This window comes from Affinirhizobium helianthi (assembly GCF_042680945.1).
GTDB lineage: Bacteria > Pseudomonadota > Alphaproteobacteria > Rhizobiales > Rhizobiaceae > Neorhizobium > Neorhizobium helianthi.
Map to the genome: position 1 here is coordinate 78,026 of NZ_JBHUEQ010000003.1, position 15,931 is coordinate 93,956.

The following is a 15,931-nucleotide window of genomic DNA, read 5'->3' on the forward strand; positions in this document are numbered from 1 at the left end:
CTTGATCCGGGATGTTGCAGCTTTTGCATCCATCATGACATTTCTCGCAAGCCTCTGCGTCATTGTGCTCTCCATGTGAGGAAGCCATCCTTTTCGGTTGATGCTCCAAGCTCCTTCTGGACTCTGGCGGATAGAGAGCCGACAATCAGCCGATTCAGGAACATGAAACGGCGAGTGGAATGGCGGATACAATTGCATTGACTGCAGGTGCGGAAGTTTCGGCAGAAGGAACGCCGAAATTTGTTCATCTTCGGGTTCACTCGGCCTATTCCCTGCTGGAGGGGGCTTTGCCTCTCAAGAAGATCTTGAGCAAGGCCTCCGCCGATGGCCAGCCGGCCATCGCCATTACCGATACGAACAATCTCTTCGTTGCGCTTGAGTTCTCGCAGAAGGCCATGGATGAGGGCATTCAGCCCATCATCGGCTGCCAGGTTTCCATAGATATGGAAGATCAGGGAGACGAGAAGCGCAACGGCCTCGCCAAATTGCCATCGCTGGTGCTGCTGGCCGCCAATGCGACGGGCTATGAACGCCTTGTCGATCTCGTCAGTCGCGCCTATCTGGGCGGCGAGGGCAGTCAGGCCACCCACATCCGGATGTCCTGGCTGGAGGAAGAGGGAGCCGAGGGTATCATCGCCCTGACAGGCTTCAGCTCCGGGCCGATCGATCCCTTGTTGAAGGATGGGCATGCCAGTCAGGCACAGGCGCGCCTGCTACGTTTGAAGGCAGTCTTTGGTGATCGGCTTTACATTGAGCTGCAGCGCCATACCAATTACGACAAGCGGCATGAACGCAAGCTGGTTGAACTGGCCTATGACAACGATATTCCGCTGGTCGCCACCAACGAGGCCTTTTTTCCATCCAAGAACGAATATGACGCTCATGATGCGCTGATGGCCGTCGCGCATAACGCTATCGTGTCAGACGATACGCGCTTTCGCCTCACTCCGGATCATTGCCTGAAAAGCCGTGCCGAGATGGCAGCCCTCTTTGCCGACTTGCCGGAAGCTCTGGAGAACACCGTTGAGATTGCGCATCGGTGCTCCTTCATCCTGAAGACGCGCAAACCCATCCTTCCTCGCTTCACAGGTGCAACCGACGATGCGGAAGAGGCGGAGCGGGCTGAGGCGGCCGAGCTGCGCCGCCAGTCTGTCGAGGGGCTGGAGAGCCGGCTGGCAGAATTGGGCATGGCGGCTGGCTATACGGAGCAGGATTATCGCGAGCGGCTCGATTTTGAGCTGTCAGTTATCGAGAGAATGAAGTTTCCGGGATACTTCCTGATCGTTTCGGACTTCATCAAATGGGCAAAGAACCAGGACATTCCAGTCGGGCCGGGGCGAGGTTCCGGTGCTGGCTCGCTCGTTGCCTATGCACTTACGATTACGGATGTCGATCCGCTTCGCTTCTCTCTGCTGTTCGAGCGCTTCCTCAATCCTGAGCGCGTCTCGATGCCCGACTTTGATATCGACTTTTGCCAGGATCGCCGCGAAGAGGTAATCCGCTACGTGCAGCAGAAATATGGTCGCGAGCAGGTGGCGCAGATCATTACCTTCGGTTCGCTGCAGGCGCGCGCCGCGCTTCGTGACGTGGGGCGCGTGCTGGAAATGCCCTATGGGCAGGTGGATAAGATCTGTAAGCTTGTGCCGAACAATCCGGCCAATCCCACCCCGCTTTCCAAGGCAATTGAAGAAGAACCGCGCTTGCAGGAAGAGGCGGAGAAGGAGCCCGTTGTGGCGCGCCTTCTCGATATCGCGCAGAAAATCGAAGGGCTTTACCGCCACGCCTCAACCCATGCCGCCGGTATTGTGATCGGCGACCGTCCGCTGTCCAAGCTCGTTCCCATGTATCGAGACCCGCGTTCCGATATGCCGGTTACGCAGTTCAACATGAAGTGGGTTGAACAGGCTGGGCTCGTGAAGTTCGACTTCCTGGGCCTGAAGACGCTGACCGTGCTGAAGACGGCGGTGGATTTTGTGGCCAAGCGCAACATCCATGTGGATCTGGCCAAGATCCCGCTGGATGACAAGAAGACCTATGAGATGCTGTCACGCGGGGAAACCATCGGGGTGTTCCAGGTGGAAAGTGTTGGCATGCGCAAGGCGCTTCTTGGCATGCGACCGGACTGCATCGAGGACATTATCGCGCTCGTGGCTCTTTATCGTCCGGGCCCGATGGAAAACATTCCGGTCTACAACGCCCGAAAGCACGGCGAAGAAGAGATCGAATCCATTCATCCTAAAATCGATTATCTGCTGAAGGAGACGCAGGGCGTTATCGTTTACCAGGAGCAGGTCATGCAGATTGCTCAGGTGCTCTCCGGCTATTCGCTCGGTGAAGCCGACCTTCTGCGCCGCGCCATGGGTAAGAAGATCAAGGAGGAGATGGATAAACAGCGTGCCCGTTTTGTGGATGGCGCCGTTAAGAACGAAGTGTCCAAGCCGCAGGCCGACCTGATTTTCGATCTTCTGGCAAAGTTCGCCAATTACGGCTTCAACAAGTCGCACGCCGCTGCCTATGCCATCGTCTCCTATCAGACGGCCTATATGAAGGCGCATTATCCGGTCGAGTTTCTGGCCGCCTCCATGACCTACGATATGGCCAATACGGAAAAGCTGAACGATTTCCGACAGGATGCGTCTCGCCTGGGCATCAAGGTCGTACCGCCCTCGATCCAGACCTCGTTTCGTATGTTCGAAACGGGAGAAAACTGCATCTTCTATTCGCTTGCTGCCATCAAAGGCGTCGGCGAAGCGGCTGTGGAGCACATTGTCGCTGTGCGGGGAGATAAGCCATTCGCCAGCCTGGAGGATTTTTGCCTCCGCATCGATCCGAAGCAGGTGAACCGGCGCGTGCTGGAAAGCCTGATCTTCGCCGGAGCCTTCGATTGCTTTGGCAAGGACCGGGCGGAGTTGGTAGCAGGGCTAGACCGCATTATCGGCTATGCGCAGCGTGCCGCAGAAGGCAAGACCAGCGGCCAGAGCGACATGTTTGGCTCCTCCTCGGCGGCGGGTCCGGAAAAGCTCGTTCTGCCGAATTTCGACCCCTGGACGGCTTCTGAAAAGCTGATGCGCGAATATCAGGTGTTGGGCTTCTATCTGTCAGCCCATCCACTCGATACCTATGCGCAGGTGCTGGCCAAAATGCGGGTGCAGAATTTCGCCGAATTCTCCGCAGCGGTGAAAGCCGGAGCGAGTGCGGGCCGCCTGGCCGGAACCGTGACCTCGCGCCAGGAGCGGAAAACCCGCACTGGCAACAAGATGGGCATTGTCACTTTTTCGGATGCAACGGGCCAGTTTGAAGCGGTGCTCTTTTCGGAAGCGCTCAACCAGTATCGAGACCTTCTGGAGCCAGGAAAATCGCTCGTGATCACGGTTCAGGCGGATGAGAGACCGGAAGGTATCGGGCTTCGGATTCAGACTGTGCAATCGCTCGAAGAGATGTCAGTCCAGATGCAGAAGGCGCTCCGTGTCTATGTCCGCGATTCCGGGCCGCTGAAGACGGTGGTGAAGCATCTGAATGCACGGGGTGACGGTCTTGTCTCCTTTATCGTCGTGAAGGATGACGGCAAGCGTGAGATCGAAGTGGAATTGACGGAAAGGTATCGCATATCGCCCGAAGTGGCCGCGGCACTGAAGTCGGCCCCCGGCGTTATCGATGTTGAGCTCGTCGTCTAACAGCAGTGACGACGTCCAAATGATGCGGTCTCAGCCATTTCGCGGCAGAGCCGGAAACAGCGGTCCCGGGGTTGCGTGTGACAGCGGCTCCCCGGGACCTGTGTCTCAATGCTTTTACTGGGAAGATATGTGAGTTTACAGCGCCTGGGCGTTGATGCCGATGGTGATTTCGCCAATTGCGGCTCCAGTTTCATCTATGACAGGCAGGGAGACCTGAGCCTGGAGCGACTGAGTCGATTCGTCCTTCTCAACGGCATCTACGAAACTGCGTCTTTGCCTGCCAGTAGTCGTGCGCCGGCCAACTGCTCCGCTTTATTGGAAAGGTCTCCGGCACCGCCTTCCACGTTTCCGCCGGCTTCCTTGATCTTGGTAATGGTGGCAGCGACAGCCTGAAGCATGCGATTGAAGTCAGTGCGCAATTTCTCGAAGCCTGGACGCAGGTCTTGCAGTTCGGCGCTCAGGTCGCCCTGAGCCACGCGTTCCTGGGATTACTAAGGAAAAATAAAACGTCGACTTCAAATTGCGAAACCGCATTCTTCGGTATGGGGTTGCATTTATCGGTAGTGTTTAAATGCTTGAGAGCCATAGAACATCAGGCGGTTCTGAAACTCTATCCTGATGTTCTGTTTCGATATAGCTAAGTTTAGCCCTTGTGGCCCTTGGCGATTGGCTCCTGATAGGTGAAGCCCATATCCCAGGGGAAGTAGATCCAGGTGTCCTGGCTGACTTCGGTGACAAAGGTATCGACGGTCGGCACGCCCTTGGGCTTTGCATAAACGCAGGCGAAATGGGCATTCGGCATCATGCTGCGCACTTCAGAAGCGGTCTTGCCGGTATCCGTGAGGTCGTCCACCACCAGAACACCCTTGCCGCCATCCACCATCAGGCTCTGATCGATGCCTTTCAGCAGGTTCATTTCCCCCTGGTTGACATAGTCATGATAGGAGGCGACGCAGACGGTATCGATCAGGCGGATATTCAGTTCACGCGAGATGATGGCAGCCGGAACGAGCCCGCCGCGCGTGATGCAGACGATAGCGCGAAATTCCTGGTTCATCCCGGCGAGCCGCCAGGCGAGGGCGCGGGCATCACGATGGAACTGGTCCCATGAAACGGGAAAGGCTTTTTCTGGAAGAGACATGAATGAAAGTGCTCCGAAGGCGCGTTGTTACAAAAGGCGCACCGTCGTTCAGCCGGGCAGCCCGCGGTGCGCAATAGATGCTGCACCGTTGGCCGTTGCTATTAGCGGCAAATCCTACAATTAGGCAAGACGGATGGAGCGTGGATTATCGCGACATCAAGGTCATGGCTGTCATCGATTCCAGAAGCGAGCGTGTTACGCCACCAAACAGCATTTCCCACCAGCGGGAGTGGCCATATCCGCCCATGACCAGCAGATCGACACTTTCGTTGCTCAAGCGGTTCTCGATGGCTTCTGCGATTGGTGTCGGGCAGTTGGATTCGGTGTGAAGGCTGACCTTGACGCCGTGGCGCGATAGCGCTGCTGCCAGATCGGCGCCTGCAAATTCCGGATTTTGGCGGGGCATGTCCGGCGGATCGACCGAAAAGATCTCGACGCTCTCCGCATGCTTCAAAAACGGCAGTGCATCGAAGGCTGCGCGGGCAGCTTCCCGCGAGCCATTCCAGGCAATGAGCGCGCGTCGAACGGGTGCGATGCGGGAGAGGGCGAAGGGAAGGAGGAGAACCGGCCTTCCGCTTTCGAGAATAAAAGTCTCTATATCAGCGCTGTTATCTGCCTCGTGCTTCGCGTCGTTTTGCCGTGCCACAATCAAATCGCAGGTTCTTGCCGTCTCCAGCACGCTTTCTGCGCTGGTTCCGGCAGGCGAGACGAATGCACGCCATTCGTAGGCAATACCCGAGGCGTCCAGCTTCTGGCGAAAAGCGGTCTCGATCGCGCGGGTTTCTTCCTGCGCCACCTTCTGCAAAGCTTCGATAGCGGCCGGATCCGGAATTTCCATGGGGGCAATCAGCGGAACCGTTGCCAGGGTTTCTGCCCGAATGCCAATGATGTGGCTGGAGAACTGTTGCGCAAGTCCGATGGCAAGATCTGCAACGGGACCTACATTGCGCTCCGTATCCAATACGGCCAAAATCGTGCGGTAACCCATGGAGGCATCTCCTTCTTTAGCATGGTGAAGTATTACGCTCCACCTTCCTATAAGACATGGGCCGCACCTTGAGCTGGGTCAAGCAGTGTCGATATCTCAGGCTTCCGGCCCGGAATTGCCCTGCGCGCGTGCATAATCAAGCTGACGGATCATGTCGAGAATGGCGTCTGCTGCCGCATCGAGCTTATCCTGTTCGCGTGCGCGCACAACCAGCTCCGTGGAGAAGCGCTTGCCGTCATATTTGGGGTAGGAGCCTATGCTCGTTTCGGGATGCGTTTTCTGGATGGCTGCCAGCAGGGTTCCGATATCTCCTTCGCCATAACCGCAGGGGAGCGAACGTGTCAGCATTCGTGCGCCGGTTTGAAGTTCGGGTAGAATGTTATCCACCATCGCCTGGAAGACCTGTGGCACGCCCGCCATGACAAAAACATTCTCGACAATGAAGCCCGGCGCAGTAGAAACCGGATTGGCAATATGTCGCGCCCCGCGTGGCATGCGCGCCATGCGCTGGCGCGCTTCGGTAAACTCCATCTCACGGCGCTTGTACATTTCGCCCAGAATGCGCATGGCCTCCGCATCGTGCTCGCAGGGGAGACCGAAGGCCTTGGAGACGGCATCTGCCGTAATGTCGTCATGCGTCGGCCCAATGCCGCCAGAGGTGAAGACGTAGGTGTAGCGGCTGCGCAAAGCGTTCAGCGCCTCGACGATGGCGTCTTCCTCATCCGAGACGATGCGAACTTCTTTCAGATCGATACCTGACAAAAGCAGCACGTCGGCCAGATGGCCGATATTCTTGTCCTTGGTGCGACCCGAGAGCAGCTCGTCACCAATCGCCAGCATGGCGGCCGTTACGATCTTCGATGTCATGGATACCTCGTCAGGTGGGAATGCTCACTTGGTTTAAGCTGACTCGTTCAGCTTCAGAAGGGCCGTCATGGCAAAGATGGCTTTGGGATGCAGGCAATATATTTTTTTATCATAACGTTGAACACTGCGTGACACATAAAGGCACTGGAAGGTTGTATATAGCTGCATAAGTATACGGCTCATTCTACGTTTCAGACCACGACGCTAACCCCTCAAGGAGGAATTGCATGACAAAGGTTCTCGTTCTCTATCACTCGACCTACGGACATATTGAAACCATGGCTTATGCAGTGGCAGAGGGCGCGAAGTCCGCAGGCGCCGATGTAACGGTGATGCGCGTGCCAGAGCTGGTGCCGGAAGAGGTGGCAAAGGCTTCGCATTACAAGCTGGATCAGCCGGCTGCCGTGGCAAAGGTTGACGATCTCGTTGAATACGATGCGATCATCGTTGGTGCGGGCACGCGTTTTGGAACCGTTGCTTCGCAGATGCGCAATTTCTGGGATCAGACAGGCGGGCTTTGGTTCCAGGGCAAGCTGGTGGGCAAGGTTGGCTCGGTGTTCACATCCACGGCGACACAACACGGCGGGCAGGAATCGACCATTCTCTCGTTCATTCCGACCTTCCTGCACCATGGCATGGTCGTTGCAGGCCTTCCCTATGCATTCGCGGGTCAGATGGGCGTTGAGGAAGTCAAGGGTGGCTCACCTTACGGCGCGTCCACCATTACCGATGGCGACGGCTCGCGTCAGCCTTCGCAGGTAGAACTGGAAGGCGCACGTTACCAGGGCGCGCATGTTGCAAAAATTGCTGCCAAGCTGGCGGGTTGACACCAGCCAGGTCCGGGGCGCGCGAAAATCGCGCCCCTCTCAGGCAACCGGTGAAGGCGGGCGGAAAAGCTTCAGCCGGGCAGGCGGGTTTCGCTGACGACCGTTTCGCCAATCCACTGCGAATTGAATGACATCTGCCGCCGCTTGATGGGTCAGCGGTTTTGCAATCACCCCAAGTGCGCCCGCATCGCGTCCTTCGACCAGCATAGGATTGCCGGTGACGAAGATGACGAGCAGGCCGCGTTCCACCAGATGCCGGGCCAGTTCCGGTCCGGTCTCGCCATCGGCCAGCCGAACATCGACGAAGGCGATATCCGCCTCCTTGGCATAGTTCAGCGCAACCTTCACGTCTGGCGCAATCCCGATGACCTCATGGCCGGATCGGGCGATTGCTTCCTCCAGATCCATGGCGATGAGAAGACTGTCTTCAACGATGAGAAATCGGTACTTCAATGCAGGAAACCTCTGTGGTGTCCACGACATAGCGTTGCGGCGGCATCCGGCAAGGGAGAGCAGCAGGCTCTGCGGCTATCGGATCATTTAATCTGGAAAAATGGTGCGATATTCGCGGCGAACGATTTTCAGGCTGCGGTCTGGCTGGATCTGATAGGTCTCTTCCACCACCCGCGATCCCTGATAAAAATCATGGGAGAAGGTACTGCCAACGGGCGCTTTGGTGAGCTTTGTCCGAGGTTGACCCTGATAGGTGATGCTGCCGGGGATCGGTTCCAGTTCCGTGGTTGTGCAGCCGGTGATCAAGGCTGCCGAAAGCAGCAATAGGCTTGCTATCTTCATGATGAGATCCTCTCTTGACGCTGTAAATGGGCGCTCTGAGACGGATATGGGACGCAGATCCTCTTATGGGAAGAGTGGGAAAATGTCCAAAGACCGTATCTACGGAACCGAATTTGCTCCCGCCGGTCTTGCATTTTTGACGGAACCCGCTGATTAAAGCACAGAATGCGGACGTGGCGAAACTGGTAGACGCAAGAGACTTAAAATCTCTCGGAGCAATCTGTGCGGGTTCGATCCCCGCCGTCCGCACCAAACCGCATATGACCTCACCCAGAGCTCACCGAACACGTCGCTCGGATGTCGAAAAGACCGCTGCGAGATCCTCAATCGCCTTTATGTTTGCGCGTTCCGCCAGTGCTTCGACCAGGCTGTCAAGGAGGAAGCAGATGCGCTCGTCGCGGGTTTTCTTGGCGTCGTGCCGAAGCTCCAGGCATTTTGCCATGAGGCGCGTGCAGTCGTCGAACTCGCGTACCGGCGCAGATTTCACCGTGCCAAGCGGCATCGGCGCCTCGCCGCGACCGAAGCCGCGATGCGGCGCAATCACCCGCAACTGTATGCTCTTCGCAATTGCCTCAGGAATATTCGCGCAACCGAGTTTCTGCCGCGCTGACTTCATATAGTCCCGCACCGTATGTTCTGAAATTGCCAGCTCCTGAGCAATGGCCTTGTGATCCTTGCCGAGTGCAGCCCAGTGCAGGGTTTCGATCTCCCTGGGGGTGAGAGCCGGGACCGGATCAGATTCGCCATACATTTCCACCAGCGCTTTTCGATGCAGCGCCGCTGCCAGTTCTGCCCAATACTGGCTGTGCGCTGCCACGGTCGCTCGCCATGTTTCGGTCTCGAAGCTGTTAAAGACCAGCATGGCGCGGCGACCGGCGCGATCATGAACGGGAATAGAATAACCAGAAAGCCCCACGCCGTGGGCATAGGCATCTGCCATGAATTCCATGCTTGCTGGTGTGAAGGCCAGTTCATCCCAGTGGAACGCCTCTGTTCGCCGGAAGCCTTGCACAATCACGGGATCAATCTTGGCATAATTGCGCGTGATGTAGCGAGCAATCCATGTTGCCGGGTAGGTTGAGCGCAAAAACGGAGCGTCCACCTGGTCAATAAGGCTATGTGCCAGCAAGTAACTAATATGTGAAATCTGGTAAATGCGCGAAAGCTCCGCAACTGCTCCCTCTACATCCTTGGCTCGTGCTATCGCTATGTTAGCTTGATTGAATAATCTAAGGGCAGATTTTGCGTCTTCCATGCGTATTGTTCCATTAAAACGGTTAGTGATTATGTCTCATAAAACCGAGGTGTAGCAACAAGCCCCCCTCAACTGAGGGGGGTATCAAAAGCTATCCATTTTTAAGTAAAGCTTGATCAGATTGTTCTCTGCCGAGGATGACGCTTGTTTGCCGCAACGTCATCCAAGCTGTAATGGTCTGGGGGTTCTCTCTCCGCGCCACCTGTGGCATAGCGGGTTTAAGTTGAACATTTATGGGTAGATAGCGATGGCAGCGCAGGCAGTGATTGAGGCTATGGAGGCACTGCGCCAGATTTTTCCTGAGACGCCTCTCCAGCTTAACGAGCACCTCAGCCGGAAGTTTGGGGCAAACATTTTCCTCAAGCGGGAGGATCTCTCTCCCGTCAGATCCTATAAAATTCGCGGTGCGTTCAATTTTTTTCGTAAGGCTATTGCCGCGGGCGATAGTGAAAAAACATTTGTTTGCGCATCGGCGGGCAATCACGCGCAGGGTTTTGCCTTTGTCTGCCGCCACTTCCAGGTCAAAGGCGTTGTCTTCATGCCCGTCACCACGCCGCAGCAGAAGATTGAAAAGACCCGCATGTTTGGTGGTGAGTTCATTTCCATCCGCTTGGTGGGCGATATATTCGATCAGTGCTATGCCGAGGCTCGTGCATTTGTCGAAGAGATTGGTGGAGCCATGGTTCCCCCCTTCGATCACCCGGATATCATCGAAGGTCAGGCAACGGTTGCTGCCGAAATCGAGCAGCAGATGCCGGAGGGCGTGCTTCCTGACCTGATTGTCATGCCGGTCGGCGGAGGAGGCCTGTCTTCGGGCATCAGCAGCTATTTCCAGAATCGCATTGTCGATGATGGCTTCAGGTTTGTTGAGCCCTCTGGTGCGCCGAGCCTGAAACAGAGCTTGCTTGCCGGGCACCCGGTCACGCTGTCCAAGGTAGATAATTTTGTCGATGGTGCCGCTGTGGCGCGGATTGGCGATCTGAATTTTGAAGTCCTGAAGCGCTTCCCGGCCGATCAGGTTATGACGATTGCTGAAAACGCCATCTGCGTAACGATCACGGAGATGCTGAATATCGAGGGGGTCGTTCTGGAACCTGCCGGCGCCCTTTCGCTGGCTGCCCTGGCGACCATGCCTTCCGAGAGCATCAGAGGTCGCAATGTCGTGGCTGTCGTATCGGGCGGCAACTTCGACTTCGAGCGACTGCCGGATGTGAAAGAGCGGGCCATGCGTTATGCAGGCCTGAAGAAGTACTTCATCCTGCGCCTTCCGCAGCGCCCCGGTGCCTTGCGAGATTTCCTGAACCTTCTTGGCCCGCAGGATGACATCGCACGGTTCGAATACCTGAAGAAATCGGCACGTAACTTCGGCTCCATTCTCATCGGTATCGAGACAACGGACTCTGCCAATTTTGCGGGACTGATTGAACGGTTCGATGCCGCGGGTCTTGGCTTCGAAGACATTACCGACAATGAAATCCTGGCGAACCTAATCATCTAACCAAGCTTGAGCGAGGCGCAGCATGCCATCCATTTTTTCGAAGATTGCCTCCATGTTTTCCGGTGGGGAAAATGCAGGGGCCAAGCCTGTGGCACAGGCAGAGCCACAGGAACATGCAGGTTGCAGAATATATGCGGAGCCTCTTCGCGAGGGCTCGCAATTGCGCCTTGCCGGACGAATTGAGAAGGATGTGGAGGGAAAGACACTGGTTCGCACCTTTATCCGTGCCGATATGTTCACGTCACAGGAAGACGCCCTGGAATGCACCTTCCGTAAGGCAAGACAGATCATCGATCAGAACGGATCGTCGCTTTTCGCGGACGGGGCGGAACAGCGCACGACCTGAATGGAATTGCCCAAAACGAGGAAAGGGCCGCAACATGCACTGCGGCCCTTTCCTTTTTACGCTTTAGGGGAAGCGTTTCTCAGGCGGCTTGCGCCAGTTCCTTGGTGCGGCTTTCTGCTGCTGCCATTGCCTTTTCGACAGCTTCCGGCCCGAAGGCGAGACCTTCAACATAGACCACTTCAACATCGGTCATGCCGAGGAAGCCGAGAACCGTCTTCAGGTAGGGTACTGCGTGGTTCAGCGACGCTGCCGGGCCATCGGAGTAAACGCCGGCTGCGGCCAGAACGATGTAAACCTTCTTGCCCTTGACCAGGCCTTCCGGGCCTGCTTCCGTGTAGCGGAAGGTCACGCCAGCACGCGCAACGTTATCGATCCAGCTCTTCAGGCCGGAATAGATGTTGAAGTTGATCAGGCCCGTGCCAATGACGATCTGGTCGGCCGCGAAAAGCTCGGCCACCAGCTTGTCGGAAACCTCGGCAGCGGCAGCTTCTTCCGCGTTGCGCTCAGCGGGAGACTTGCGGATAGCGTTGGTGGTGACTGTGTCCAGGTGAGCAATTGGGTTGCTGGCGAGGTCGCGGCGAATGATTTCCGCGCCGCTCTTTGCAGCCAGCGCTGCAGCCAGATCAGCAGAAACCTTGTTGGAGATGGATTCTTCGCCGCGCGGGCTGGACGTGATGAGAAGAAGCTTGGACATCCTGAATTCCTTAAATATTCCGCCTTCATTGAGAAGTTGGATTGCCTGACGAAGTGCCGGAGGTCCGGCCTTTGCGGTGCAACATAGGGATAGACAGTCATCAAGAAAATCGAGATAATATCGAAGTTATCCATCGAAACTATGGATGGTTATTATGGACGCCAATCCCACCCTCGATCAGTTGCAGGTTTTTCTTGCTGTGGCTGAAACCGGCAGTTTCTCAGCGGCGTCTCGCCAGCTCAACCGGGCGCAATCTGTTGTGAGCTATACGATCGCCAATCTGGAGAGCCAGCTTGAGGTGGTGTTGTTCGAGCGAAATGGCTCGCGGCGTGCCCAGTTGACAGAAGCTGGCAGGGCTATTCTGGCCGATGCCCGTCGACTGGTTTCTGATTTGCAGGTGATGCGGGCACGGGCGAAATCGCTGAAGCAAGGGCTGGAAGCGGAGGTATCTCTTGCCATCAGCAACATGGTGCCCATCGAGGCCGTCATCGAAACGTTGTCGGAGTTCGGAAAGCGGTTCCCATCCGTATCACTCAGTCTCGGCTCCGGTGAACTGGGCATGGTGATGGACATGGTGTCCACCGGTCGCGCCTCGGTCGGCGTGGGTGGTTCGCTGCCGAAAGCCGACGACCGGCTGGCGGTCGAAAAGCTCGGCCACTCCTTCATGATACCTGTCGCAGCTGCACAGCACCCACTGGCGCAGATCGGGCGGCAGATCGAATTGCGTGAGGTGCGGGAGGAGGTTCAGCTTGTCGTGACCGATGCGTCGGGTTTGACGCAGGGCAAGGATTTCAATGTTCTTTCCTACAAAGTATGGCGCGTCGGAGACATTGCGACAAAGCATCAACTGATCAGGGGCGGGCTTGGCTGGGGCGGTCTACCCGCGGCCCTTATCCGTGAAGATCTCGCCAGCGGCCGTCTCGTGGCCCTGGATATCGATGCTTACGAAACCGGCGAATATCCGCTTTATGCAATCCATAAGATCGCAAGCCCTCCCGGCCCTGCTACGGCCTGGCTGATCCAGGCGCTGGCCACCCGGTTGAGGCAGTGCCCCGACAAACGGGAAATGACTTCCCTTTTGCATCAATCGCGTGCGCCGCAGGCAAAAGCCGCGGCGGAATAGACCTGTCTCTGGAACAATATTTCTAATGTGTGATTTGAGGTAACGGCTTTTGGCAACTCGGATTAACGGACATTGTTCTTGGAATGCCCAGTGATCCGGCCACGGCCAAAAGTGCCGTGCCACGGGTGTCGTTCGTTGGCATTTCCTATTTTTTCAAGCGTCGGTACTTTGGAAGACGAAACAAGTCGCTCCTGTAATTGTCTTCTGATAGCTCTGGTTTTTCGTCCGGTTGACGTCCCTTTGCCCCTAGGGGAAGCGGTAAAAGTGCCACGCAAGGCTGATCCGATATCGAAGGCTCGACGTAATTATGGATGACGTCCAAAGCCGAGGAGGCTTTATTCAAAGTGCCGCGCTTCGAAATTATCGTCGTTGGACCTCCCGACTTCATCTCAGAGCAGGTGCGCACTGCCTGGCTTGCTCTCGGGGCCGTGCTTGTCGGTCCGATTGCATGCCATGATCTTCATGATGAAATGGCGAGACGCGCAGGCGGTGTGCTGATGGATGTCAGCCTGGATGCGGCCGAGCTTTTCGATATTTCGGAACGCCTGATGATGTTCGATGTGCCTTTTTTGTTTGTCATGAATTCACGGCTTCCGACAGGCGCAAGCCAGCCGTATTTGCTGACGGAAAAAGAAAACGACATCAGGGCGATCATCTCGGCTCTTATTGTCGAGAGTGCTGGTGAGGAGCGGGATCGCGCGCTCCATTAGGTTTTGGGTCCAGCCTTGCACGAGCCGCTTCGTGCATCAACCTGAAGAGCCAATATCGCAAGCCCGGCGATGCAGGCAGGTTTTCAAAATTTTCCCCGGTGGAAATGAACTTTCTTGCCGCTTCCAGCGTTTCTGCGCTGAGACGTGTGGCATCGGAAGGAGACTGAAAATAGCGAGATGCCATTCGTTGCACGACTGGGAGGGAACTTTCCAGAAGGTCCAAGAGTTCTTGAGATCGTCGAGGGTCTTGATCGGCGGTGCCGCGTGTCATCGTCCACTCCTTGTTCATTCCGTTAATGGAACCGGAAATCGGAGGTTCCGGTACGGTAGCGTACGGAGGCGGTAGGATGCGGTTTCCGAGGGGGGCCGGCCTTTTCCGCCGCCAAGTGGAGGTGAAACGATGCTACAGTTGAACCCGCAATCGTCGCGGAACTACCTGCTATCGGCCCTGCCAGCGGCAGAATTGAACATGCTTTCCGACGCGCTGGAACTGGTCGAGCTTCCGCATGGGGCTATGGTGTGCAAACTCAACTCCCTAAGCGATCTCGTCTACTTCCCCACCTCCGGCATCGGGTCGGTTGTCGCGGTCTCTCCCAAGGGCAAACGCGCAGAGGCTGGATTGATCGGTCGCGAGGGTTTCTTTCCTCCCTGGATTGCGGGGGGCATTGCACGCAACATCAATGAAATCACGATCCAGATCGAAAGCAGCTGCTGGGTGATGCCGGTTCCCCGTTTCCACCGTGCGATGACAGAATCGACGGTGTTTCAACACCTCATTCAAACCGCAACCATGGCTTACGCCACGCAAGTCACCTCCACTGCCTTGTCAAATGCGATTCATTCTGTCGAGGAGCGGCTCACCCGCTGGCTCCTTATGTGCCACGACCGCGTGGATACCAACGAGATCGCACTGACGCACGAGTTCATTGCCATCATGCTGGCGGTGCGCAGACCAAGCGTGACAACTGCGCTGCACATGCTGGAGGGGCGGGGCTTCATCAGGTCGGAACGTGGCTTGATTACCATTCGCAATCGGCCCGCAATGGAAAGCTTTGCAGCCGATGCCTACGGCGAGGCTGAACGCCATTCCTATATCTTTGAAGGCATGGGTGCGCGCACCGAGACCCTCGAGCTCGTGAAGCACTGATCCTCTCAGGTCAGCAAAGAAGGGACTTTCACCTCTGGCTCGGCCAGAAAATCGCCGATCAACCGGTTGTACTCTTGTTCCGGCTTGCCATAGGCATCTCCGGCGAACGTTTCCAGTGCGGCTCGATCCCGGATCGAGATGCGACCGCGCTCGGCCCGGATGAGTTTCTGCCCCTCCAGAATGTGCAGCGCGGTGGTGACGCTCGGTCGCCGAACCGCCAGCATCAGCGATATGAATTCGTGCGTCAGTGCGATTTCGTGCCCATCCATTCTGTCGTGGCACATGAGAAGCCAGCGCGCCAGTCTTTGGTCGACCGTGTGAACGGCGTTCGAGAGCGCAGTGAAGGAAATCTGTGATCCAAAGACATGAATGAACCTGGCCAGCAGGTTAGAGAAGACGGGACATTGCGGTAGTAGCTTCGTGAGGGTGCCAGCAGAAATGCGTATTCCTTCGCCCTCCATCTGCATAAGGACCTCATGGATGCTGATTGTGCCGCCGACACCTGCGGATGTGGGGGCAAAGCCCTCGCGGCCAAACATGCCTGCTTCCGCCTTGTGCCCTTCCGGTGAAATGGTGACGACAGAGCCGATGCCGGAAGAGGGAAAGTAAACATAATCGATAGGGGCATCGGAGCGCACGATGACAAAGCCGCGCGGGAGGGCCACTTTCTCGAACTGAGCCGCGAGCAGTTCAAATTCAGACGCCGGTAAGAGTTCTATGAGTCTGTTCGGGATTTGTGACTGACGAATGACGGACATGGCTCTCGCTGGCTGGCCGCGAGCAAATGCTCTGACCGGATGCGCTCTTTGATTTCAGATAGTTATTCCCTATAGCACCCCCTGATTGCCGTGGTTTTTGGGTACGGT

The 15,931-nt window shown here is 56.5% G+C and carries 16 protein-coding genes and 1 tRNA gene; 8 read left to right on the forward strand and 9 right to left on the reverse strand.

Annotation, left to right across the window (positions count from 1 at the left end):
* The first annotated feature begins 179 nt into the window (after window positions 1–179).
* A complete protein-coding gene (dnaE, locus tag ACFSE1_RS00965) occupies window positions 180–3,674 on the forward strand; it encodes a DNA polymerase III subunit alpha (RefSeq protein ID WP_377395228.1) in 3,495 nt (1,164 codons plus the stop codon).
* A 257-nt stretch (window positions 3,675–3,931) separates the two neighbouring features.
* Here dnaE and ACFSE1_RS00970 read toward each other — a convergent pair whose 3' ends face one another.
* From ACFSE1_RS00970 to ACFSE1_RS00985, 4 genes are all read right to left on the reverse strand, one after another.
* The gene (locus ACFSE1_RS00970; RefSeq protein WP_377395231.1) at window positions 3,932–4,150 is read right to left on the reverse strand and encodes a hypothetical protein; all 219 of its coding nucleotides are present in this window, start codon (window positions 4,148–4,150) and stop codon (window positions 3,932–3,934) included.
* Between the two features lie 167 nt (window positions 4,151–4,317).
* Window positions 4,318–4,815 (reverse strand): xanthine phosphoribosyltransferase, encoded by a 498-nt coding sequence (gpt, locus tag ACFSE1_RS00975; RefSeq protein WP_377395234.1) that lies wholly within the window; start codon window positions 4,813–4,815, stop codon window positions 4,318–4,320.
* A gap of 145 nt (window positions 4,816–4,960) precedes the next feature.
* Window positions 4,961–5,803 carry a universal stress protein gene (locus ACFSE1_RS00980; protein ID WP_377395237.1) on the reverse strand — a complete coding sequence of 281 codons (843 nt, stop codon included), beginning with the start codon at window positions 5,801–5,803 and terminating at the stop codon, window positions 4,961–4,963.
* A 96-nt stretch (window positions 5,804–5,899) separates the two neighbouring features.
* A complete protein-coding gene (locus tag ACFSE1_RS00985) occupies window positions 5,900–6,670 on the reverse strand; it encodes a competence/damage-inducible protein A (RefSeq protein ID WP_377395240.1) in 771 nt (256 codons plus the stop codon).
* A 227-nt stretch (window positions 6,671–6,897) separates the two neighbouring features.
* Here ACFSE1_RS00985 and wrbA point away from each other — a divergent pair, with 227 nt between their 5' ends.
* Window positions 6,898–7,497: an NAD(P)H:quinone oxidoreductase gene (wrbA, locus tag ACFSE1_RS00990; protein ID WP_377395243.1), complete on the forward strand. Its 600-nt coding sequence runs from the start codon at window positions 6,898–6,900 to the stop codon at window positions 7,495–7,497.
* Between the two features lie 39 nt (window positions 7,498–7,536).
* On the opposite strand, the gene ACFSE1_RS00995 is transcribed toward wrbA, so the two are convergent.
* Both ACFSE1_RS00995 and ACFSE1_RS01000 read right to left on the reverse strand, forming a co-directional pair.
* A complete protein-coding gene (locus tag ACFSE1_RS00995) occupies window positions 7,537–7,980 on the reverse strand; it encodes a response regulator (protein WP_377395246.1) in 444 nt (147 codons plus the stop codon).
* Between the two features lie 57 nt (window positions 7,981–8,037).
* Window positions 8,038–8,292: a hypothetical protein gene (locus tag ACFSE1_RS01000; protein WP_377395248.1), complete on the reverse strand. Its 255-nt coding sequence runs from the start codon at window positions 8,290–8,292 to the stop codon at window positions 8,038–8,040.
* Window positions 8,293–8,459: 167 nt separating this feature from the next.
* On the opposite strand from ACFSE1_RS01000, the gene ACFSE1_RS01005 reads away from it, so the two are divergent.
* Window positions 8,460–8,544: transfer RNA gene (locus ACFSE1_RS01005), tRNA-Leu, on the forward strand.
* A 25-nt stretch (window positions 8,545–8,569) separates the two neighbouring features.
* Here ACFSE1_RS01005 and ACFSE1_RS01010 read toward each other — a convergent pair.
* On the reverse strand, window positions 8,570–9,547 hold the full coding sequence (locus ACFSE1_RS01010) for a helix-turn-helix transcriptional regulator (RefSeq protein WP_377395251.1): 978 nt from the start codon (window positions 9,545–9,547) through the stop codon (window positions 8,570–8,572).
* A gap of 247 nt (window positions 9,548–9,794) precedes the next feature.
* On the opposite strand from ACFSE1_RS01010, the gene ilvA reads away from it, so the two are divergent.
* Both ilvA and ACFSE1_RS01020 read left to right on the forward strand, forming a co-directional pair.
* On the forward strand, window positions 9,795–11,045 hold the full coding sequence (ilvA, locus tag ACFSE1_RS01015; protein ID WP_377395254.1) for a threonine ammonia-lyase: 1,251 nt from the start codon (window positions 9,795–9,797) through the stop codon (window positions 11,043–11,045).
* A 22-nt stretch (window positions 11,046–11,067) separates the two neighbouring features.
* Complete coding sequence (locus ACFSE1_RS01020; protein WP_377395257.1) at window positions 11,068–11,391, forward strand: HlyU family transcriptional regulator; 324 nt, start codon at window positions 11,068–11,070, stop codon at window positions 11,389–11,391.
* A 79-nt stretch (window positions 11,392–11,470) separates the two neighbouring features.
* On the opposite strand, the gene ACFSE1_RS01025 is transcribed toward ACFSE1_RS01020, so the two are convergent.
* The gene (locus ACFSE1_RS01025; RefSeq protein ID WP_377395259.1) at window positions 11,471–12,085 is read right to left on the reverse strand and encodes an FMN-dependent NADH-azoreductase; all 615 of its coding nucleotides are present in this window, start codon (window positions 12,083–12,085) and stop codon (window positions 11,471–11,473) included.
* Window positions 12,086–12,239: 154 nt separating this feature from the next.
* On the opposite strand from ACFSE1_RS01025, the gene ACFSE1_RS01030 reads away from it, so the two are divergent.
* The 3 genes from ACFSE1_RS01030 (at window position 12,240) to ACFSE1_RS01040 (ending at window position 15,065) form a co-directional block, all read left to right on the forward strand.
* Window positions 12,240–13,208, forward strand: a complete 969-nt coding sequence (locus ACFSE1_RS01030; RefSeq protein ID WP_377395263.1) for a LysR family transcriptional regulator — start codon at window positions 12,240–12,242, stop codon at window positions 13,206–13,208.
* 344 nt (window positions 13,209–13,552) lie between these two features.
* Window positions 13,553–13,918 (forward strand): hypothetical protein, encoded by a 366-nt coding sequence (locus ACFSE1_RS01035; protein ID WP_377395266.1) that lies wholly within the window; start codon window positions 13,553–13,555, stop codon window positions 13,916–13,918.
* 400 nt (window positions 13,919–14,318) lie between these two features.
* Window positions 14,319–15,065, forward strand: a complete 747-nt coding sequence (locus ACFSE1_RS01040; protein WP_377395269.1) for a Crp/Fnr family transcriptional regulator — start codon at window positions 14,319–14,321, stop codon at window positions 15,063–15,065.
* A gap of 5 nt (window positions 15,066–15,070) precedes the next feature.
* Here the strand turns inward: ACFSE1_RS01040 and ACFSE1_RS01045 are convergent, their stop codons facing one another.
* Entirely contained in the window at window positions 15,071–15,823 is a 753-nt protein-coding gene (locus tag ACFSE1_RS01045; protein WP_377395272.1) for a Crp/Fnr family transcriptional regulator, read from the reverse strand.
* Between the last annotated feature and the right edge of the window lie 108 nt (window positions 15,824–15,931).